Genomic DNA, 20,254 nt, shown 5'->3' with positions numbered 1-20,254 from the left:
CGCAGTCCGGTCAATTGCTTCGCCAACATCCTGTGTGGGCTGATTGCCTATTGCCACCAGCCGAAGAAGCCTGCTCTGAGATTAGATTGGGCTTTGTCTCCTGCGGCTTAACCATAACTGAGGTTATGAAAAAGTTCTTTTACTTTGCTAAGTACACCAGCCTGTCCCTTCTAGTTCTAATGAGTTGCAGCAAAATAGTTTGTGATTGCACGGGCTCACTGTGTAATGCAGCTTGATGGGCTCAAGTGACAAAGGCGAGTCCAGGGTTACTCTTCTACGCTGAAGAAGTGGACGCAGCCACCGTAGTCGCCCGCGATCGCGGTTTTCCCATCGGCTGAGAGGGTGGCGCATAGGAAGGGGCGATCGCCCACAAAGGTGGTGATAAGGGTTCTGGTATGCAGATCCCACAGTTTGAGGGTGTTGTCATAGGAGGCTGAGAGGGCGCGAGAGAAATCAGCGTTTACGGACACCGAGAGCACATGATCTTGATGCCCCTCAAAGGTGTGAAGCAACTGCCCTCGTTCAAGGTCCCACAATTTCAGAGTACAGTCACTAGATGCTGAGATAGCTTGAGTAAAGTCAGCGGAGGTTGCGATAGACAACATGTATTTCGTATCCCATGTCTTCTCCCGCATAACTTCCATCCTCTGTACGACGGCTCCGGTCTGTAAATCCCAGACCTTGATCTCATCCTCAGCCGCTGAAAGCAAACGATGGCCATCTGTGGAGAGTACAAGTGCCGCATTAGAGGTCCGTGTTTGCCGTTCGAGGGTTTGGAGCCGTTGACCGGACCGCAAATTCCAGACTGAGATGGGTCCTTCAGTAGTTGCAACAACCGCAATGGCCTGAGCAAAATCGGCGGTCACCGCGATCGGACTACCGTCCTCTAAGCGGACAGAATACCGTTCGTTATAGGGCAAAGTGCTGTCACCCTGACTGTGAAGAACGGCTTCCTGGGAGGTTTGCACCACTGCTTCGGCCTGAATATCCCAGACATGGAGGAGGCGTCCATAATGGATTGAGACAGCTTGAGAGAAATCATCCGACACAGCCACCGACACAGCTGAGTCCAAAATTCTGCCTCTGAGAGTTTGGATGGCTTGTCGAGTTTGTACATCCCAGAGCTTGAGGGTACGATCCTGGGAGACAGAAATGGCTCGCGTGCCATCGGCAGAGAGGGCTAGCTGCGTCACCTGACTGCGATGCGGTCGCGGTGGCGGAACCACCTCCCCCCTTTGTAAGTCCCATACCTTAAGTTTTCCTGAACCAACAGCGATAGCTCGAGTGAAGTCAGCAGACACCGCCACAGACCACACGGCTTCCCTCATTGCCGACTTGGAGAAGTCGGAGAGATAGCGGACTTCCATCGTCTTCAACACCGTTCCAGTCTGCACATCCCACAGCCTGAGAGTATTGTCTTTCCCAGCAGAAAGGGCTCGGGTAAAATCAGCGGAGGCTACCACGGCGTTCACCCCCCCACTGTGCCCTTCTAGAGTTTGAATGACTGTGCCCGATTGCAGATCCCACACCTTAAGAAGCTTTTCATAAGCTGTAATGGCTTGAGTAAAGTCTGTTGATACTGCAACCGCTCGAATAATTCCCCTTCCGTTTCTCAGAGTCTGAATGGCCTGACCAGCCTCCAAGTCCCAAATGATGATCATGCCATTGCTCGAGGAAATGGCTCGCGTAAAATCAGCAGAGACAGCGACAGAATCGACCTTGGCATTTTGGCCGACCAGCGTGTGCAGCAATTCTCCGGTTTGCAAGTCCCATACCTTGAGCGTTTCGTCATGGGAACCAGAAATGGCTCGTTTGCCATCCGCAGAGAGGGCTATGGCAGAAACCCGCTCTTGATGCCCCTTGAGGGTGTGTAGGACTGCTCCCTGTTGCAGATCCCACACAGTGACATCGTAAAAGTTATTACCTCCAGTAACAGCTTGCGTAAAATCAGCCGAGACATCCAGGGCAAAAACGTCCACCCTAGTGGCTAGCGTCTGCACCAGTTGCCGAGCGCCCAAGTCCCACACCTTGAGGCTGTACTCGGATACCGTCTCGGAGCCGTAGGTACCGTCTTGGCGGCGGCGGTCGATTGCGTTGCAAATCGCCCAGCGCAAGTCAGGAGAAACTTTGACGACCCGGACACTCCCACACTCAAGGGTATCGAGCAAGGCTCCATCGGGAGCAATTAGGTTGGCTTGAAGTGGGCGCAACCAGGGACGGGGTGCATGCTGTTGGGCTTGCGCCAGGAGCGCCTGAACCTCCGGTTGGGGTTGTGCCAGCAGATGCCCCAGCAAACGGCTTGCCAGCAGATGCGGGTTATCAACCAGCACAGGTGCCGAGATCTCCAGGGCATGCTTCATCAGCTTGAGCGGCAGATCCAGCGGCAATAATTCATAGTCGCGAAGCAGACAATCAACGCTGGTTGCCTCAAGCTTGGCTTGCAGCCAGCGGAAGTCAAGTAGCAGACTCCTCAGCTCTGAATCAGAAGATGGCGGTTGCAAATTGTTGGACGGTTCGCTCATGGTTTCTCCATGCTTCCACCGTTATTCATAACAGAGAAACCGAGATAGCACTCGATCGCCAACCGTACTCATCAGCTGTACTAGTCCACGCAACGGTTGCGATCGCTTCACGCCAACATTCCAGCAAGCTTAACAGCCCAAACGACCAAATCGCCCAGTTTGCCGTGTAAAGCAGACCGGGCGATCGCAAAGACTTTCTTAAAGTTCCGCTCGAAACGGAATTTATGCAAAATGTTTGATTATTTTTTAGTACACTAGTACTATTAACAGTACTCTTGTATCTATCTTTTTATAGGTTTGTTGGTCTCTCGTCAATCCGTTCCCATCCCATCCTCCCCCAGGAGTTGTCTATGAAAGAAACCCCAACTCAGCTCGAACTCAAGGAAATTCAGGCACGGCTACAGGCGATCGCATCTCGCAACACTCCCGCTCGGCCCAGTGCCAACGCCAGCATGGTCGAAATGTTTCCCAACACGGCCACCGTTCCTGCATCTCGCGTCACGACTCCTCAAGCGTCGTCTCCTTCTCTCCAAATTCACCAATTTCAAAGTCATCGTGTTGCCGCAGGTGGCTACGGCACCGTTGCGCCATCTCCTCGAACGGCGATCGCCACATCTCCAACCACTTCGTCGCGCTATGCCGTCATCAATCCACCGAGTCCCAACTCATCCAGCCCTGCCCCGCAACCCCAGGCCGCACAAGCGATCGCCAACGAGTTGCTGCAACAGCTAGAGGCCAAAGCTCAGCACATTAACCACCTGTCTGCCGAGCAAGAAGCCACCATGCTAGAGCTTAAGGCGATCGCCCAACGGCTAGAGCGCGACTTGCAACATGCCGATCTGCGGGATAATCCGCTGGGCCAGCGAGATCTATCAACCATCTGCGAGTACGAAACCTCTCAAGTGCTGCATGTCGAGCCCGATGCAGCAGGCGGTTGGGTTGTGACCACGCGAGATGTCGATCTGTTCAAACTAGAGCGCGAAGCCGAAATGATGGCTTCGACCTTGCGCCGTCGAGCTTCGTCGCGCCACAGCTACGACTGGACTCATGCCGTGGTGAGCGTGCAACACTGGCTCAAGCAGTTGACCGCATTGATTCCTCAGCGGCGGCCTGCTTCCTTGCGGGGCAATCGCCCAACCGTGCGGGCCGCCGCAAAAGCCGTTACCGCCCAGCCGCCGATGTCGCTTCCGGTGGCAGCAGCCTGGGTTGTGGGTGCCACGATCGCCCGGGTGGTGATTGATGGATTGTTGGCCTCGTTTCCGGTGCTATGGGTTCCAGCGGTCATGTTGGTGGTGACTCCAGCGGCGATCGCAGCCTATCGCACCACCGTCGCGCCTGAAACCAGCATGATTTGGGGCTATCGCCTGTTCATGATCATGGTTGGCCTACTGTTGGGAGGTCGGTTCTAGCGTGTCTCGTGCTCATCGCAACACAGCCCGCCAAGAGGAGCGGTTTATGAAACAACGTACGGTTGAGCATCCGCCGCTCAATCCCTTCCTGATTGGCGGGTTGATGCTTGCATTTGTTGCACTCATGTTCGATTTTCGCAGTAGCGCACCTCTCCTCAGTGGCAGTGTCCACGAGGCTTGTCAGGGTGCCGTTAACGAAGAGGTTCGGCTTTCTCGCGAGCAGTTGGCGCAGTTTTTAACCGTGCCCGAGCGTGACAGCCGAGAGCGGGTTTCCCAAATTGTGGGTGAACCCTACTGTCAACTTCAAAGCCTACAGGTTCGGGCGGGGGTTGCTGCCGAGCGGCAGGTTTATCCGCTGGCTTTTGACCCGCAGACTCGACTAGTCATTCTCTACGAAGGAAACGAGTATGCGGGTTATCGGTTTAGCTATCAATAAGATGCGGTGCAGGTCGTTGCTAATGGCCGGAGTGCTGCTGCTCGTGGCCGGATGCAACTCTGGCAACTCTGCGCAGGTGCGCCAGGTTCCCATTCAGCAAAATTGGGAGCTACAACCTGGAGTAGCCGTTGGAGAGCACCGCATTGCTGGCGGATTGGGCGATATTTCGATTGAGATGTCGGGCGATCGCGTCTATGCTCCATTCGACGGACAGTTAGAAGCCAACGATGTGGATGGGTGCTATGTGTTTTCCAGCCCTGAGGTGCCTGCCTATCTTTTTCGGCTGTGTGGCCTGCGATCGCCCAAGCTGGGTCGAGTGAAACGGGGCACCCACATTGGCTCTGCCGACTTTTTGCAATTTGCGGCGCTGCGGCGTCAGCCCGATGGCAACTGGACCATGGTTGAACCAGCCAACGAAGTGTTGCAACGAGTGCTCAGTCCCCAAGATATTCGGGTGGGCGGCGGCGAGGGCTAAGTAACTTTTGATTCCCTTCAGGTTGCAAATTCGCTTTTTTCTTCATCTTTCATCCCTATCTCCTCATCCATGAAACACCCTTACTGGCTGCTCGTTGGCTCAGTGGCGATCGCGCTGGGCAGTGCATCTGCGGCACAGGCTGATGATATTTCTCTCGAATTTGACCTGATGGCGGCCTCCTCCTCGGCTTCTGTAGAAGAGGCGATCGCCGAGGAAGCCGTCGATTTAGAAACCGTGGTTCGCCCCTTAGCCATTCCCAGCAAAGCGGCCAATGCCCCCGTCCAGCCCGAGGCCCACCGCAAACTCAAAGACCTGCCCCCACCACCGCCACTGCCGCAAGGGGTTGTTTTTGCAGCCGTTTCCACTCCCGAACCCCCGCCCCAATTCGTCCCCGAACCCCTTGTGGATTTGGGCCTTGCTCCCACCGTCGAAGCCGCGGAGCAGCCCGCTGACAAGCCCGATCGCGCCGCCCGCCCCATCGAACTCTCGTTTGCCTTGGACGAGTTGGAAATCACAGCAGCCCCCATGCCGCCTAAGCCGGTTGTAGCCGCTCAGGGGGGAATGGCGATCGCCAGCCTCGACACCTTATTTGAAGGCGCATCGGATTCATTAGTCGCGCGGACAGTGGGCAGCGCCGAGGGCACCCGCACCCCCGAGGGCTTGCGCACCAAAGCCTACTACGGCCATACCGATCCGGGCAATGGCGTGTGGAATTTGGGCAGCTTTTCCTATCAGCATGGGGCCGCCACCCCCGAAGAAGCCGACAGCAAACAGCTAGCACGCCTCCAGCGACAGGCCGCTACCCTCCAGCAAAAGGCCAATGCCTACGGATTAACCCTCACGCTCGAAGAAACGCTGAACGGCATTGACTTGGCGAACCAAGCGCCTCTGGCCGCGCTCGACCGAGGCGGATATATCGACTGGCTAGTTCAGGCAAAAGAACTGGGCATGACGGGCGATGAGGCCATCTTGTGGTCTCGCACTCGCTCCTTTATTGACCCCGATAGCCAGCAGTGGAACGCCCCGGGCCTGGGAAACAACATCCACAGCATTTCACACGACCAGGAACGACGCATGGGCATGATTACCAAAGCGCTGCAATCCTACCAGGAAACCGCGATCGCCACGGCACCTCCCCAATCCACGGCGCCGGTCACAGCAGCGATCGTTCCTGGCCTCGATACGGATGGCTCTGCGTCTGCTTCCCCAAGCGCAGGAGACGTAGCCATGGCGCAATCCACCCCGACCAACGCTACGCAGTCTAATTCAGGAGCGATCGCCAACCTTCAGCAAACCGTTGAGGACATTGGCCTGGAGCGCTTGTTTGGTCTGGATTTGTAGGCCCAGATTCCCTACACATTCCTCTAACCGTTATCGCCAATAACGACGTGCCGTAAAAAAGACACCCAAGATCACGCCCATCAGCGAGGCGCTGTCCGTTAATGGCAGCGCCACTACGGGGAACAGTTGCCGAATCAGCAGCATCACCAAAATGCAGCCCACCAGTGCCCACAACACCCCAACAGTAATGTAGATATCGCGCCGCACCCGCTCCAGCAACAATACGGCGATCGCTCCCAGTCCCGCCCCAATAGCCACCACCATTAACATGCCCAACGGCGGCGCAAACAGCAGTTGTATCGCTTGGCGCACCACCGGAGACGCTGCGATCGCCACCCACAGCCCAATTTCCAAAATTCCAGTAGCCAGCACCGCCAATCCTGCAATTTGCAGCAAGGGCAACCAGGGTAAACGCTTGAGGCGATCGAGAGGATTCATGAGCCAAGTTGAGTAAGGGTTTGCAGCACCGCAAAACGGCTGAGCGAGTCGTTCAATTCTAGTAGCCCGTCCGGAATAGATTTGAATGGTCTCTCAAATCTACAACAATTACTTTTCAGGTATGTTAATGGGTTGCATCCTGCAAAACAGTAGAGCTCTTGCATGAATCATTGCGCGACGGTGCTGCGCAATGATTCATCCTTCCAAAAGCAATTCGTGCAGGAGGTCTAGTCTTGATAAACGACTGGTGGATGAGGACTAAACCGACCAAAAGCCCGTAAATTCCCATGGTTTTGGGGCTACAGCACAAGACTATAAAGCAGCGATCGCACCACTTCGGCGAGGGTCTCCCGCTCCGGTCAGGGTACCATCCGTCGCTTCAAACACCGCATGCACTCCGCCAAAAAACATATTCTGCTGTTCCCACTGCACCACCTGCTGATCAAACGGAAAGGCAGTGCGATCGCCCAACGATTCCAAAGCAAACCCTGGCTCCAAGTTCAGCACGTCATTCTCCCAATGAATGCGGGGACTGTGCACAGCATCGGCCACCGGCATGTGAAAATCCACCACATTAGAGATCACCTGCAAAATCGCGGTGCGAATGCGGTTTGAGCCACCGGATCCCAGCACAATCTCCGGTTGTCCATCTCTCAACACAATCGTTGGCGCCATCATCGAGGAAATGCGCACATTGGGTTGCCAGCAGTGAAAGCCCGCTGGGTGCAAATCTGCTTCGCCCAGCATATTGTTCAGCATCACCCCCGTATCGGGAATGGTATAGCCCGAGCCTTCACCGTTGGACGTAGTGACGCTGGCCGCGTTACCCTCGCCATCGATCACGCTCAGGTGAGTGGTGCTCCCCCACTTATTCACCGCGCCCAATAGCGGTTGGGCATAGTGGCGCTGGTGCTGCTCCGACAAAAATCGCTTTGCAACATCTGGCTCATATAATCGCGCATCGTAGCCATCGGCGCGGGCCAGGTTGGTTTGGCGCATCGCTTCGGCCAGCAGCGTGATGTGGGCTACCGAACCAAACCCAAATTTTGCCAACTCCACAGTAGACAGCAGCCCCAGCGCAAAGGCAATAAGCGCTCCTCCCGAACTAGGCGGCGGATTCGTCAGCAGCGTATTGCCCCGATAGTCCGTCATCAGGGGCGATCGCTCCACCACCTGGTACTGGCTCAAATCCGCCTGAGTCAAATAGCCACCGCGATCGCGACAGTCCCGCACCATCTGCTGCGCCAAATCTCCCTGGTAAAACGCATCGGCCCCTTCCTCTACCAGCAGCGTTAGCGTGTCGGCCATGGCTGGAGCATGCCACACCTCACCTGGCTGCAACAGTTGGCCCAGCGGCGCACAAACCGCTCGGGCTTCCGGGCAACTCGTCAAAATTGGTGCCAAAATTTTGAGGCAATAGGCGGGAAAGGAACCCATTTCCACCCCCGTTTTGGCATAGTGAATGGCAGGCTCGGCGATCGCCGCAAAGGGAAGCCGTCCCAAGCGATTGTGCACATGAAACAGCCCCTTCACCACGCCAGGAACCGCCACCGACCCCAGCCCAATGTGAAACTCCTGGGTCACAGTGCCAAAATTCACCTCAACGGGGTAAAACTCAACCTCATTGGGCGATCGCGTTTGGCGCGGCGTTTGGGTAAAAAAGTCAAATAAAACATTTTGGTTTTGCGCCGTATGAGCCAGCAAAAACCCACCCCCGCCCAGCGAGGTTAACGTTGGCTCGGCCACACAGGCTGCCAACACCGCCGCCACCGCCGCATCAAATGCATTGCCTCCCTGGCGCAGTATCTCGATTCCAGCTTCAGCGGTTTTGGGATGCCCTGCCGCGATCGCACCTTGAACCTTTGCAGCCATAACCCCAGCATTCACACAAAAGGACTAGCTCTCAACGTTAATATGCTTTGGCCCCTTGAGCGCAATCTCTTCCGGCTTTTTAAGCAGAAGGGAATTTCCGCTCTGCTGTTTCCGCCTAAACCGGCTCAAACCGGCCCAGTCGAAAGACATAACCTCTCTAGAAGCAGGGCGATCGCCTCTTTTCCCGGCAAATTCCCCCCTTAGCCATCGACTGATTAAGTAGGTTTATATACCTATCGCCAAACAGCCGTAAACTTTTATAACAAAATGTTTGTGTATGTTGATACACTATTCTTTGGAAAAGGGTTCATCTGTTGTGTTGAATACACCAGATAACCCTTGAAAGACCCTTGCGCCCTGGGAACGCGCAGAGCGGGTTTCTTCCAAACTTAGAGAGAACAACGTTTTCAGTATTTAACAAGCTGGCGTGGGAGCCAGCTTTTTTATTGCTCAGGTGTAGCTCATTTTTTGTAGAAGTAAACGTCAGGTATGGAGCCACCAAAGCCCTCTTGATTGGCCTCGCGCCACAGCCATAAAAAAGCCTTTGGCGCGAGGCCAAAGGCTTTCAGGGTGCATCTACTAAATTAGTTATGCAAATTTAGTAGATGCTATCCGGAAAATTTGTTCAAGTTTGTGGGCGCTCAGCCCATGTCCAGCCCACTGCCTACTGCCCAAACCCTTTTTTTGAAAACGTGCATCGCTGAGAAGCGAAACTGTCCGACGATTCATGCTTAAGGACTCATACCTGCACTATATGATGAGAAGAATTGAGCGGTGCCAGCCAAATTTTAGGCCCCTGTTTTAACGTGTGAAGAGTACGGGTTAATTTATGGCGAATGTTCCTCAATTTGTTTTAGCGTCGGCATCGCCTGCACGCCTTCGGCTTTTGAGATCGGCTGGTATCAACCCAGTGGTGTGCCCCAGCCAGTTTGATGAGTCCCAAATCAAAACAACAAATCCCGTTGATTTGGTACAAATGTTGGCTCAAGGTAAGGCAGAGGCCGTTGCGGGGCAATTTCCCCAGTCGTTAGTCTTGGGTTGTGATTCAGTATTGGCGCTGGCAGGCGAAATTCACGGCAAACCCAGCAGCCCCACAGAGGCGATCGCCCGTTGGCAGCAAATGCGGGGTCGAGTTGGCGCACTCTACACCGGCCATGCCCTCATCGATACCACCCACCCAAAAACCCTCGTTCGCAGCCGCATGACCGAAGTGTACTTTGCCGATGTGAGCGATCATGAAATTGAAGCCTACGTTGCGAGTGGCGAGCCGCTCAACTGCGCGGGCTGTTTTGCCCTAGAGGGTAAAGGCGGTTTGCTCATTGAACAGTTAGTTGGATGTCACAGCAACGTCATTGGGCTGAGCATGCCACTGCTGCGTCAAATGGTGGCCGAGCTAGGTTATGACATTACCCAGTATTGGCAATAGTAGCGTCCGGCACACCCGATAGCTGGTTTACGTCAATTCATAGGTCGAACCCAATCGATTCCCTTGCATCAGGCATGTCTAGTTCTCGCCCCTCCTCACACACTTTTGGAGGCATCTGGCAACACCCCCCAGAGTTCACGAAAAATACCGAGGTAAAACCCCTCTAAAGTTAAGGAAAATCATGACGTAACTCGGCGTAGATAAAGATTCTGCTAAACATGCATTACCTTAGTAAGTAGTGCTACCGTCCCATCCACCTGAACCTGGTTTAATTGATGTAATCCGTTTCAGGTTTCATTCAAATCCAATCGCCGAGGTTTCCGCTTAGGGTTGGGTGCTGCATCTCGCAAATTTGCCAACGTTTGGAGTGACACTCCTTGCTGTTTATGGAACTCTCCACTGAGCCGCTATTCGCATCCAAACAAGCGTCCCAAGCGTCGCCATCCCTCAACGAAATGTGTCGTTCGGGGAACTTGTTTCGCGATCGCTACAAAATTATGAAAGCCCTAGGCCGGGGTGGCTTTGGTGTCACTTTTTTGGCACGCGACGCCCAGCTTCCGGGCAATCCAGTCTGCGTCATCAAGCAACTCTGCCCCAAGGTCAGTAATCCCACCACGTTCGAGCGCGCTTGCGAACGTTTTGAGCGAGAAGCCAAAACTCTCAGCCAGTTGGGAAGCCACGCCCAAATTCCGCGCTTGCTTGACTACTTTCAGCAAGAGGGCGAGTTTTACCTTGTTCAGGAATATGTACACGGCTGTACTCTAGCGAAAGAAGTTCGGCAAAATGGCCCTGCTTCGGAATACAAAGTCAAGCAGTTTCTTGTCGAAATCTTGCCCGTACTGGAGTTCATTCACAGCCAGCAAGTCATTCACCGCGATATCAAGCCACCCAACATCATTCGCTGTCAGGATGATGGCCGCTTGGTGCTCATCGACTTTGGTGCAGTCAAAGAGCGCATCGCCGAATTGGAAAACACCACTCAAAAAGGTCATACGACTCAATTTGTAGGCACGATTGGCTTTGCACCGCCCGAGCAGTTGGCTCTACGCCCTACCTATGCCAGTGATTTGTATGCGATCGGGGTCACCTGCCTGTTTATGTTGACGGGTCGTCCTCCCATGGAGTTTGAATACGATCCCATTACTGGCGAGCTGTGCTGGGAAAATGATGTGGCCGTCTCCGATCACTTTGGCAAGATTTTAAGCAAGTTGCTCAAGGTTTCGGTTCGAGAGCGCTATCAATCGGTCGGCGAAGTCATGCGGGCACTTGAACTAGAGCCCTATTTAGACAATCTGGCCGATTGTATGAACAAGCCGCGTCGTCCGCTTGTCGTACCCGAACCAATTGCAACCTTAGAACCCCCTGTACCAATTGGGCGATCGCCCTTTAGCAAAACCGCTGATCAAATTCGCGGCTGGCGCAAGCGCTTACAACAACGCCAAGATCGACAGCAATGGAACGGTGAACTCATGAGTTCCGGGTACCTATAATTCCTCAACTCCAGCCCAACTCCAAAGCACGTCACATGCAACCTACCTGCTGCAGTTTTAGTAGGGCTCCTCATAAATGGCTTTTTGCTGCATGAATCGTTATGCGGCTCTGCAGCATAACGATTCATGCAGACAGTCTTCGTGAATTGGCACTCATGCCAATCTATCGCTGTCGCGCAGTTAGAAACAATTTTGAGGACGACAAGGTCGTCCTCAAAATTGTCCTAATCGAAAATGTGTCATCAAAAACAGGCTGCTCTAGGAGTTGCGCACCATGCAATTCCCAGAACAGCCCTTAACCAAAACTGACGTTAAGCCGAATAAGCAGTTGAATCAAACTGAGCTGGATAGGCTACACACCCATACGCTCAATCTTGGGGGCTTGCGATTCCGAAACCGTCGCATTCCAAAATCCTTTCGCGTAGATTTTGGGATTGGACAAGGCCACCTGGCGGTACGACTCACGAACCTCTGCATTTACAGCAACAGTCTTCACATCGTACATCTGCGTTGCCAGCTTAGGATAAAACCCAAACGCCACAATCAGCGCTAAGAAACAGACTGCAATAAACACCTCACGCGGATTGGCATCTTTAAATTCCGCATCGGCGGGCAGCACACAGTTCGTTCCAAAACAGGCAGCCTCTTCAGTTCCCAACTCTTTGAGAGCAGCATCCTCCAAATCGCAGGAGGGCACCACATCACACATCAGCTCAGAGCCACATCCGTAGAAGACCTGCCGCAGCATCGATAGCAAATAAATTGGCGTCAAGATCAGCCCTACAGCAGACAAAAAGATGGTTACTGTGCGGAATGTAGAGCTGTAAATGTCGCTTGTCGTCATCCCAACAAATACGGCAATCTCGCTGGCAAATCCACTCATACCAGGCAGAGCCAATGAAGCCATAGCTGCCACAGTAAACAGAGCAAACACCTTGGGCATTGCCTGACCAATGCCACCCATTTTGGTCATCATCATGGTATGGGTGCGATCGTAAGTCACCCCTGCCAAAAAGAAGAGAACCGACGCAATCAACCCGTGGGAAAGCATTTGTAGCATGGCCCCACTGATACCCAAGTCACTAAACGAGGCAATGCCCAACAGAACAAAGCCCATGTGCGAAATGGAGGAATAGGCAAGGCGCCGCTTCATATTGGTTTGGGCAAAGGAATTGAGCGCGCCATAAACAATGTTGACAACACCCAATATGGCTAACACAGGGGCAAAGTAAACATGAGCCTGGGGCAACAGTTCTAAGTTAAAGCGGATAAGCCCATAGCCACCCATCTTTAACAACACGCCCGCCAAAATCATTGATACCGGAGAGGATGCCTCACCGTGGGCATCGGGCAGCCACGTGTGCAGTGGAAAGACTGCCAGCTTGACCCCAAATGCGACCAGCAAACCAACGTAGAGCAACAATTCCAGCGTGAGAGGGAAATGCTTGAGCTGAAGTTCTGCAATATCGAAGGTGGTGAAGTCACCATAAAAGGCCATGGCTAGAGCCGCCACCAAAATAAAGATGGAAGCTGCTGCTGTGTACAGCAAAAACTTCGTCGCTGCATAGCTGCGGTTTTGCCCACCCCAAATGCAAACGAGCAAATAAACCGGAACAAGCTCAATCTCCCACATGATGAAGAACAGCAGCAGATCTTGCGCGACAAACACGCCAACCTGAGCCGCATACAGCACCAAGAGTAACGCGTAAAAAAGGCGGGGCCTGCGATCAACCTGCCATGCCGAAAAGATAGATAACGTTGTCACCAACCCAGCTAGTAACACGAGCGGTGCTGATATTCCATCGACCGATACTGCCCAACTCAAACCAAGTTGGGGCATCCAGGCGAACTTTTCCACGATTTGAAAGGTTGCACTGCTGGGATCGTAATGTTGCCAAAAGGTGTAGCACATCAAAACAAAATCCGCGATCCCTACACCTAGGGCATACCAGCGCACGACCTTGCCATCCTTTCCAGGCAGCAAGGGAATGAGCATGGAAGCGATGAGCGGCAGCAGGATGATCGTGGTGAGCCAAGGAAATCGATCCATCATGTGAGTGAGAATAAATACTTATTCGTTGATACAGACATTTTACTAAAGTCTGTAAAGCAGAGTTAACATTTTTTCTGGCTCATCCATAGACAAAAATAAATGCGATCGCACTTTCACATAGATCAATAACGGGATTTTGCTCAGCGTTGAGCGACCTCATCGGCCTACAACCGTTGTGGCAGAAAAGGCGTATGACTTAACGGGCTGGCGCTCTATCCAGATCGAGCAAACTATCAATATCCGCATGGTCTCATTTGCACACCATCATTTGGGTGCTGTTCCAGACCTGTAGCGATACAAGAGGCTGACAAGGACAGGACTTACGCATTGTGTTGTGTGGGGGGTACGACGCACCCCACACACAACATCAACACACTACATTTGGTGGGCTTGCTAAGCCCTGAAGGAGTGTGAAAAGCGAGGACTGATGCAAGCAATGGTCTACGCTTTATCGTGCGCTACTGATCTAAGACCATGAGAATTTTGTCCACAATTCGTACATCATGAAGAGGCGAAATGACGTTCGTCACTGTGGTTGAGCAGTTTTAAGTTCGCTTGTAGATTTTGAATCCTCAGTAGGCAGCCCACGCTAAGCAGGCATCAACCGTACTGGTTTGCCGTTACACCACGTTTGCGATCGCCAGCACGTGATAAGGTTCGTCTTGATCCAACAAACAGAGGTTGATGTCAGGTTTGAGCTTCATCTTTTTAGATTAGATGATAGAACGAGGAAAGATTGAAGCATTTTCCCAACAGCAGGTCTACTTCGAATCAGATTCGGACTTGAGGGCTTGATCCAACACAGTTCGTGCTTGTTCTGCCTGCGATCGCGCCTCCCGATACCGCAAATTTGCCTGAGCAAACGACTTCAACACCTTAAACCCTTCCTTAAGATTTGTGATTTCCTCCTCACTTACCTCATCATCAGTAAATAACAAATCCATCTGCTCCCGAATCTTCATTGCATCCGCGCGCGAAGCCTGCACCTTGAGCTTGAGATTTGCTAAATTGCTCAACACTTGCACCGCTTGCGTAATCACATCTTCATCGTCGTGATTCATCGGAGCTGGCTCCTTCACTTCAATAAACTGCTGAGGACTAAACCCTTCAGAAAGGTCAGTTGGCAATTCACCAGACTCCATCAGCTCAATGAGCTGATCCATTGCCTTATCGCGGGCCTTGGCAGAGTCTTTTCCGGGCACCGTGAGAATCACTTCAGGGCTTTGAGCTAGCGTGTATTGAACCATAAGTTTATAAATAGTAATCTTGTACTAATTTTACTGCATTTGAAAGCCACGGATCGGCTAGCTGTTGAAACTCACTTATATCAAATCCCGATCAAATTCTGATCGCCAGTCAAATATTCAATCTGCGTTACCTTTAAACCGATACCCCCTGTAACCCGATCAACCGATGGCTGCTGATACCCCCAGCACTTCACCTTCATCCAACCGCTCTCACTTTGCTCACTTGCAAACACCCCATAGTGGATACCACTGGACGGGCTCTTCAGATCGCTTTTTTGAAGGCTGGTACACTCGTCTCACCCTACCCGCCTGCAAAGACTCATTTGCCTTCATGTACTCCATTGAAGACCCCATTGGCGGCCAGCCCCACAGTGGTGGATGCGCCCAAGTCCTCGGCCCAAACGATGCTTATTTTTGCCGCACTCTGCCAAATGTGCAGCAATTTTGGGCATGGCCCAATGCATTGGGTGTGGGACACTGGCGCAAGCACCGCTCCCCAGCACCAAAGCCTCAGTTTTTGCAGGGCGATCGCTTCTTTACCCATGTTCACGAGGGCTATCAGCTCACAGCCACCCACCATCAGGGGCAGTTGTACAACCCTAGGGCCAATGAGTGGATCCGCTGGCAATACACCATTCAACCCATTTATGGATGGGGATCTACCAACCAAGCTCAGCAATCCACTGCAGGCTGGCTTTCGCAATTTCCAATTTTTGAACCGGGCTGGCAAATTTTGATGGCGCACGGGTACGCCACAGGCTGGATCGACTGGTTGGGCAAGTGTTACGAATTTGTAGATGCACCAGTCTATTCCGAAAAAAATTGGGGAAGTTCATTTCCCGGCAAATGGTTTTGGATTCAGTGCAACAGCTTTGAGTCACAGCCTGATCTAACACTCACAGCTGTTGGCAGCCTGCGCCATCTCCTCGGCTTGCAAGAAACTGTTGGCATGGTTGGAGTTCATCACCAGCAACAGTTCTACGAATTTGTGCCATGGAATGCCCAAATTCGCTGGACAGTCCACCCCTGGGGTATTTGGAAGATGACCGCAGACAATGGACAGTACGTAGTAACCCTGAACGGTATCGCTCCACCACATTCCGCCACAACCGTGCGGGTTCCAAGCGAAAACGGCATGGTGTTCAACTGTCGGGATACCACCCATGGCGAACTCACGCTACAGCTTTACCAAAAACAAGCCAACCAACTGCATCTTATCTGCGAAGCCCATAGCCAAGCGGCAGGGCTAGAAACAGGAGGTGAACCATGGCACGAGATTTGGGAGCGCGCGTGATGCAACAGCTCGCCGAAATGAGAGTGTTATGATGGATGTCATTTGGGGCTGTAGCTCAGCAGGATAGAGCAACCGCCTCCTAAGCGGTAGGTCGCGCGTTCGAATCGCGCCAGTCCCGTATAGCCCAAAAGCATTGATACCAAAGGTTTTGAGCAATTCAGAGTAATTGCTGTCAAGTTCTGGAATAGCGTAGATTCGTCAGGTTTTGTCGGCAATGTAGGCATAAATTTAGGCATAATTTGCCCAATACCCAGAGTGAAGATCGTTCTGGGTATTGGTAATAGATAGTAACTGGCAAAACTGGCTAATGTGGCTAACTTTGAAAAGTAAAAGCTTTGTCCCATAAGGGTTTCGACTCTTTAGCCAGTGCCTAAAGCTGCCTAAGCAATCCTCTGATCTGCCTAACAAACTGGCTAACCTATGCCTTCTTCTCGAACAGAATGGACGCTCGAAGCGGTTAACCAACGGCTGAAAGATGGCCGTGTGCGTGTGCAGCTGCAACAGGTGGGCAACAGGCTGCTCATGCGGGCTACCCTGCCACCCAAACCTGGCAGCGATCGCCCAAAACCTTATCAACAAAGAATCTTTCTTGGACTGCCAGCCAACCCCGATGGATTCCGTCGAGCCGAAGCTGAGGCACGGTTGCTAGGCTCCCGACTGGTTATGGGGCAATTTGATTGGGCCGCATACCTGCCTGCTGGGAAAACCCTTGACGGCAAGCCAACCGCTCAATGGATAAGAGAATTCAAAGCACACTACCTCGAAACCCATACACTGAGGCCTGCAACGTGGCAAAACCAATGGGCAAAGGTATACAACCGTCTGCCACAGGAACAGCCACTCAACAAAGATGAGGTGCTGCGGCAGGTTCATGCTACGGAACGCAATACGCGGAACCGCCAAGCAACCTGCCAGAAGCTACAGAAGCTCGCTCAATTTGCCGGAATAGAAGTTGATTTACTTCAGTACCAGGGCAACTATGGGGCATCCAAAGTAAAAGCTCGGAACGTGCCGTCGGATGAAATGATCGCGGCCACGTGGCAACAAATCCCAAACTCAGCATGGCGTTGGGTCTATGGAGTGATGGCGGCTTTTGGGTTGCGTGATCACGAAGTCTTTTTTTGTCACTGGACTGATGAAGGGTTACAGGTAACGCAAGGCAAAACAGGCCCAAGGCTTGTGTTTCAGCCGCTTTATCCTGAATGGGTGGAAGCATGGGAATTGCGATCGCCAGTTTTGCCCAAAGTCCAGAACCTTCATGAACTATACGAAGCTGGCAAGCTTGGCGATAAAGTTGCGCGTCAGTTTCGGCGTTATCAGGTGCCGTTCACCCCATACGATCTACGGCATGCCTATGGAATTCGGGCCTCTGTCACGTTTGAGTTACCCGTCACGACTGCTGCCGCGTTGATGGGGCACACGCCGCAGATTCATCTGCAACGATACCATCGGCACATTGGCCTAAAGACAAATCAGGATGCGGCCAAAAGGGTGATGGAGCGAAGCGATCGCCCAAGGCCACCAGCCTAAATCCCGCGTCGATTCTCTGGATTTTCTGCCAGTCTTCGTTTGGCCGCCGCGACATCAACAGTCCAACGGGCTTTTCTGGCACCTGGCTTGCGCCGATCAAACACTTCCTTGCCCTGCCGTAGCAACCCAGCCTGAATATCTTTGTAAAGCGCGTCGTAGCTGGGGTAACCCAAAACCTCCCATGCGGTGGTGGCGTCCTGCCAGCCGTCGTCACTCGGCTGAAGACCTGGGGCGATCATTTCGATCAAAACTTCCCGTACAATTTCACGGACGCGCTCTTCGTTCATCGTTTGCGGGTTTTCCTAGAGGTTTCAGGTTGGTTGAGCAGGCTGGTCAATATCCAAACCTTTGCTCCGTTATCGATTTGAATTAGGGTGTGCTTTGGCATCTCCCATGCGGGCGGGAGTACCGTTGCAGCGTTATCTGCTGGCGTAACGACGCGATCGCCCGGTGCGAACGTCACGGGCTTGCCCTGCCGTTAAGCGAAAGTTCCGGCGCTAATGGCTTTAGCTCCGATAGGGCAAACCAGCCGAAAATTGTATCGCCGTCTACTTGAGCGCGATCGCCATCGATTAGCCGAATTTGTCCCGTTCGGCCTTTTGAGTCGGATACCAACTCGCCAACTTGCAAAAGTTCGGCGGTGGCTTGGGGCGGTGGTTCTGGCTCGGGTACTGGTTCCGGCTCAGACGCCTTTGGTTTGCCGATTGGCTCAAACTTCAGCCCTTTGATTCCCTTGCGGTTACCGCCCAGGTTGACCAGCTCGATCTGCGGGAAAAGTATTGAAAAACGGCTAAATACCTGGTTTGCGCCCTTTACCCAGTCGTCACCCCTGCGGATCGGCTCTGCCCAAGCGTTGCGATCGTTCTGCCAAGTCAAAACCTCGGTTGATCGGTACCAACTTTCGAGACGCGCCCAAAGCTCGCCAATCGGGATAATTGAGTCGCGATCGAGCTTCAGGCCAGTCTCTAGCGCAAACTCAAACAGGTGGCTATTGCGGAGTTGTATTTCTTCGAGGGCGCGATCGCAGGGGCTGTAGTCGATGCCGTCAACCATGAGCGCTTGGAGCGCTTCAACCAATTTATTTAACAACGCAGGTAATACGTTTGTCCTTAAGAAATCAGGATCGTATTTGAACCTGGAATCGGCTTCGATTTCACCTTTGCTAGGATCGGCACCGATTTTATAAAGCTTTCGATAGCTCAGAACCGCGTAGCGGCTTTTGATCGCTTCCAAGCCAGCCTTCAGGTTAGGCAAATCGTTGACGTTGAAGATTAGGACCGCCTTCGGTATAAATTCTTCCTGATCCTTCCTTTTAAATTCGCAGTAGAGCGGATCGCCCGTAATCGCCCGTTTCAAGCTTGGCGATTTGTCCAGATTGATTCTCGCTTGATTTTCAGAAGACCAACTTACTCGGGCGGTTCTTAACGCAGTAAGTGGAAATTTCCGACCAGAATCGTACTGGTCAAAATCTTCGAAGGCCAAAGAAGCAAAACCAGCACCGCCAAAAATCTGACTAAAGGCTTCGCGGTGGGCGTCTTTGCCGTTGCTGCCGACCCCCTTAGCCACGATCGCCCGAACCAAGCGACCGTGCCGACGCCTGACAAGTTTGGGAAGGATTGACGCCGCTATTGTCTTGAGTAAAATTTGTTGTTCGGGTGGATCGAGCGCTGCCAGCAAGCGATCGCAATCTTCCGTTGGAGCGTTTGGATCGTAGGCTGTTCCAGGAGGGCTAAGGAAAAAATGCTGTTTTGGATCGTGCGGCTCCAGCGTACGGATTATGCGATCGCCTTCCTCTTGCAGGACTAGAATCCCGTTCGTGCAGTTGACTTGACCTGACGGATTTACTAAGTCGGGCGAAATAGCAAACCGCTGCTTGACCCAGTCAAGTGCGTTCCTGACCTCTTTGGCAGTCGCGTAGCTTGTCTTAACTGTTTTTTTGCCTTGCCGATCGACCGTTTCGACTGTTTTTTCGTTTGCCAATTCGGCAATTCGTCGAAGCTCGACTTCGTCAGGGCTGGCGACGAAGTGCGTTTCGGCCCAGCTATAAAGTTTTCCCGAAACGCAGATCCAAGCAGTTTCCTGGTAAAGCTCGCGCTCGGCAATTTGAGCGAAAGTCGGAATAGCGTCGTCAGAAGTTTGATTGGCAATTGGGGCAGTGGTTGGCTCAGCGAGGGCGATCGCGTCTCCAGTTTGCCAAATTGCAAAATTCTCGATTGCTTGGCCAGATCGCGACCAGCCTTTGGTTTTTGCCTTTTTCCTGGCCGATTGCCCACCCTGTGCCGAGCAGTAGGCAACCGCACGGTCGAAACGGCAGCGCTGGCCAGCTCCGCAAATCGGGCAAGGGCTAGCTGGGTTGGCAAGCGGCGTTAGATTTAATCTTTGCTCGGAGGCGATCGCCATCACACCACCTCCTGAGCTGCTTGAGCGATCGCATCAGCGTAAGCTTCTAAAGCTGCCTGGGCTGCGTCGATCGCAACTTCTAGAACCGGAACTGCTCCGACGATCACAATTGAAATTTTGTGGTGAGTGCGATCGCCCTCGACCTCGACCCGAGCGGCTAGGGGATCTTCTAGATCCAAGATAGGGTAACTAATCCAGTGATCAGCAGAGCGGCTTGTTGCCGCAGTTGGCTCGGCCAACCTTGCAATTTTTGAGTTTCGCACGTTACTATTGACCTTAGGTTTTTTGATTCGGGGCAGAGCTTTCGGGCTTTGCCCCGTT

17 protein-coding genes, 1 tRNA gene and 1 pseudogene are annotated in these 20,254 nt (G+C 52.8%); 10 read left to right on the top strand and 9 right to left on the bottom strand.

Annotation, left to right across the window (positions count from 1 at the left end):
• A pseudogene (locus tag ACQ4M4_RS26005) lies at positions 1–111 on the top strand (IS982 family transposase); the annotation flags it as partial.
• A gap of 155 nt (positions 112–266) precedes the next feature.
• Here the strand turns inward: ACQ4M4_RS26005 and ACQ4M4_RS26000 are convergent.
• Positions 267–2,522 (bottom strand): WD40 repeat domain-containing protein, encoded by a 2,256-nt coding sequence (locus ACQ4M4_RS26000; RefSeq protein WP_430687390.1) that lies wholly within the window; start codon positions 2,520–2,522, stop codon positions 267–269.
• A 350-nt stretch (positions 2,523–2,872) separates the two neighbouring features.
• Here ACQ4M4_RS26000 and ACQ4M4_RS25995 point away from each other — a divergent pair, with 350 nt between their 5' ends.
• The 4 genes from ACQ4M4_RS25995 to ACQ4M4_RS25980 all read left to right on the top strand — a co-directional run bounded on the left by ACQ4M4_RS25995 (position 2,873) and on the right by ACQ4M4_RS25980 (position 6,183).
• A complete protein-coding gene (locus ACQ4M4_RS25995; protein ID WP_430687389.1) occupies positions 2,873–3,931 on the top strand; it encodes a hypothetical protein in 1,059 nt (352 codons plus the stop codon).
• Between the two features lie 46 nt (positions 3,932–3,977).
• Positions 3,978–4,367 carry a hypothetical protein gene (locus ACQ4M4_RS25990; RefSeq protein ID WP_430687388.1) on the top strand — a complete coding sequence of 130 codons (390 nt, stop codon included), beginning with the start codon at positions 3,978–3,980 and terminating at the stop codon, positions 4,365–4,367.
• 22 nt (positions 4,368–4,389) lie between these two features.
• On the top strand, positions 4,390–4,842 hold the full coding sequence (locus ACQ4M4_RS25985) for a hypothetical protein (protein WP_430687387.1): 453 nt from the start codon (positions 4,390–4,392) through the stop codon (positions 4,840–4,842).
• Between the two features lie 69 nt (positions 4,843–4,911).
• Positions 4,912–6,183 (top strand): hypothetical protein, encoded by a 1,272-nt coding sequence (locus ACQ4M4_RS25980; RefSeq protein ID WP_430687386.1) that lies wholly within the window; start codon positions 4,912–4,914, stop codon positions 6,181–6,183.
• Between the two features lie 30 nt (positions 6,184–6,213).
• Here the strand turns inward: ACQ4M4_RS25980 and ACQ4M4_RS25975 are convergent, their stop codons facing one another.
• Positions 6,214–6,621 carry a hypothetical protein gene (locus ACQ4M4_RS25975; RefSeq protein WP_430687385.1) on the bottom strand — a complete coding sequence of 136 codons (408 nt, stop codon included), beginning with the start codon at positions 6,619–6,621 and terminating at the stop codon, positions 6,214–6,216.
• A 312-nt stretch (positions 6,622–6,933) separates the two neighbouring features.
• Positions 6,934–8,493: a gamma-glutamyltransferase gene (ggt, locus tag ACQ4M4_RS25970; protein WP_430687384.1), complete on the bottom strand. Its 1,560-nt coding sequence runs from the start codon at positions 8,491–8,493 to the stop codon at positions 6,934–6,936.
• A gap of 829 nt (positions 8,494–9,322) precedes the next feature.
• Here ggt and ACQ4M4_RS25965 point away from each other — a divergent pair.
• A complete protein-coding gene (locus tag ACQ4M4_RS25965) occupies positions 9,323–9,919 on the top strand; it encodes a Maf family protein (protein ID WP_430687383.1) in 597 nt (198 codons plus the stop codon).
• Positions 9,920–10,305: 386 nt separating this feature from the next.
• The gene (locus tag ACQ4M4_RS25960; RefSeq protein WP_430687391.1) at positions 10,306–11,409 is read left to right on the top strand and encodes a protein kinase domain-containing protein; all 1,104 of its coding nucleotides are present in this window, start codon (positions 10,306–10,308) and stop codon (positions 11,407–11,409) included.
• Positions 11,410–11,761: 352 nt separating this feature from the next.
• Here the strand turns inward: ACQ4M4_RS25960 and ACQ4M4_RS25955 are convergent, their stop codons facing one another.
• Complete coding sequence (locus ACQ4M4_RS25955) at positions 11,762–13,462, bottom strand: NAD(P)H-quinone oxidoreductase subunit 4 (RefSeq protein ID WP_430687382.1); 1,701 nt, start codon at positions 13,460–13,462, stop codon at positions 11,762–11,764.
• 761 nt (positions 13,463–14,223) lie between these two features.
• Positions 14,224–14,709: a hypothetical protein gene (locus ACQ4M4_RS25950; protein WP_430687381.1), complete on the bottom strand. Its 486-nt coding sequence runs from the start codon at positions 14,707–14,709 to the stop codon at positions 14,224–14,226.
• A 166-nt stretch (positions 14,710–14,875) separates the two neighbouring features.
• Between ACQ4M4_RS25950 and ACQ4M4_RS25945 the strand changes: the two genes are divergently transcribed.
• The 3 genes from ACQ4M4_RS25945 (at position 14,876) to ACQ4M4_RS25935 (ending at position 17,533) form a co-directional block, all read left to right on the top strand.
• Entirely contained in the window at positions 14,876–16,003 is a 1,128-nt protein-coding gene (locus ACQ4M4_RS25945) for a tocopherol cyclase family protein (RefSeq protein WP_430687380.1), read from the top strand.
• A 44-nt stretch (positions 16,004–16,047) separates the two neighbouring features.
• Positions 16,048–16,121: transfer RNA gene (locus ACQ4M4_RS25940), tRNA-Arg, on the top strand.
• 302 nt (positions 16,122–16,423) lie between these two features.
• The gene (locus ACQ4M4_RS25935) at positions 16,424–17,533 is read left to right on the top strand and encodes a hypothetical protein (RefSeq protein ID WP_430687379.1); all 1,110 of its coding nucleotides are present in this window, start codon (positions 16,424–16,426) and stop codon (positions 17,531–17,533) included.
• Here ACQ4M4_RS25935 and ACQ4M4_RS25930 read toward each other — a convergent pair.
• From ACQ4M4_RS25930 to ACQ4M4_RS25915, 4 genes are read right to left on the bottom strand one after another with little or no spacing between them, the layout of a single operon-like run.
• Complete coding sequence (locus tag ACQ4M4_RS25930; protein WP_430687378.1) at positions 17,530–17,820, bottom strand: hypothetical protein; 291 nt, start codon at positions 17,818–17,820, stop codon at positions 17,530–17,532. The two genes, ACQ4M4_RS25935 and ACQ4M4_RS25930, sit on opposite strands and share 4 nt — an antisense overlap.
• The gene (locus tag ACQ4M4_RS25925) at positions 17,817–17,996 is read right to left on the bottom strand and encodes a hypothetical protein (protein WP_430687377.1); all 180 of its coding nucleotides are present in this window, start codon (positions 17,994–17,996) and stop codon (positions 17,817–17,819) included. Before ACQ4M4_RS25925 ends, ACQ4M4_RS25930 begins: the two co-directional genes overlap by 4 nt.
• On the bottom strand, positions 17,993–19,933 hold the full coding sequence (locus ACQ4M4_RS25920; RefSeq protein ID WP_430687376.1) for a hypothetical protein: 1,941 nt from the start codon (positions 19,931–19,933) through the stop codon (positions 17,993–17,995). The genes ACQ4M4_RS25925 and ACQ4M4_RS25920 overlap by 4 nt, the downstream gene beginning before the upstream one ends.
• Complete coding sequence (locus tag ACQ4M4_RS25915; protein ID WP_430687375.1) at positions 19,933–20,196, bottom strand: hypothetical protein; 264 nt, start codon at positions 20,194–20,196, stop codon at positions 19,933–19,935. The genes ACQ4M4_RS25920 and ACQ4M4_RS25915 overlap by 1 nt, the downstream gene beginning before the upstream one ends.
• Positions 20,197–20,254 lie beyond the last annotated feature (58 nt).

It is taken from the genome of Leptolyngbya sp. AN02str (assembly GCF_050565595.1).
GTDB lineage: Bacteria > Cyanobacteriota > Cyanobacteriia > Elainellales > Elainellaceae > Kaiparowitsia.
The sequence above is the reverse complement of the archived record's forward strand: the minus strand, read 5'-3'. Positions and strand labels throughout refer to the sequence as shown.

What these genes read in the sequence shown, in the direction of transcription:
- ACQ4M4_RS26000 (WP_430687390.1), bottom strand. Translation starts at nt 2,522, where the DNA reads ATGAGCGAACCGTCCAACAATTTGCAACCGCCATCTTCTGATTCAGAG.
- ACQ4M4_RS25965 (WP_430687383.1), top strand. Translation starts at nt 9,323, where the DNA reads ATGGCGAATGTTCCTCAATTTGTTTTAGCGTCGGCATCGCCTGCACGC.
- ACQ4M4_RS25945 (WP_430687380.1), top strand. Translation starts at nt 14,876, where the DNA reads ATGGCTGCTGATACCCCCAGCACTTCACCTTCATCCAACCGCTCTCAC.
- ACQ4M4_RS25985 (WP_430687387.1), top strand. Translation starts at nt 4,390, where the DNA reads ATGGCCGGAGTGCTGCTGCTCGTGGCCGGATGCAACTCTGGCAACTCT.
- ACQ4M4_RS25980 (WP_430687386.1), top strand. Translation starts at nt 4,912, where the DNA reads ATGAAACACCCTTACTGGCTGCTCGTTGGCTCAGTGGCGATCGCGCTG.
- ACQ4M4_RS25995 (WP_430687389.1), top strand. Translation starts at nt 2,873, where the DNA reads ATGAAAGAAACCCCAACTCAGCTCGAACTCAAGGAAATTCAGGCACGG.
- ACQ4M4_RS25920 (WP_430687376.1), bottom strand. Translation starts at nt 19,933, where the DNA reads ATGGCGATCGCCTCCGAGCAAAGATTAAATCTAACGCCGCTTGCCAAC.
- ACQ4M4_RS25955 (WP_430687382.1), bottom strand. Translation starts at nt 13,462, where the DNA reads ATGATGGATCGATTTCCTTGGCTCACCACGATCATCCTGCTGCCGCTC.
- ggt (WP_430687384.1), bottom strand. Translation starts at nt 8,493, where the DNA reads ATGGCTGCAAAGGTTCAAGGTGCGATCGCGGCAGGGCATCCCAAAACC.
- ACQ4M4_RS25950 (WP_430687381.1), bottom strand. Translation starts at nt 14,709, where the DNA reads ATGGTTCAATACACGCTAGCTCAAAGCCCTGAAGTGATTCTCACGGTG.
- ACQ4M4_RS25960 (WP_430687391.1), top strand. Translation starts at nt 10,306, where the DNA reads ATGGAACTCTCCACTGAGCCGCTATTCGCATCCAAACAAGCGTCCCAA.
- ACQ4M4_RS25990 (WP_430687388.1), top strand. Translation starts at nt 3,978, where the DNA reads ATGAAACAACGTACGGTTGAGCATCCGCCGCTCAATCCCTTCCTGATT.
- ACQ4M4_RS25975 (WP_430687385.1), bottom strand. Translation starts at nt 6,621, where the DNA reads ATGAATCCTCTCGATCGCCTCAAGCGTTTACCCTGGTTGCCCTTGCTG.
- ACQ4M4_RS25935 (WP_430687379.1), top strand. Translation starts at nt 16,424, where the DNA reads ATGCCTTCTTCTCGAACAGAATGGACGCTCGAAGCGGTTAACCAACGG.
- ACQ4M4_RS25930 (WP_430687378.1), bottom strand. Translation starts at nt 17,820, where the DNA reads ATGAACGAAGAGCGCGTCCGTGAAATTGTACGGGAAGTTTTGATCGAA.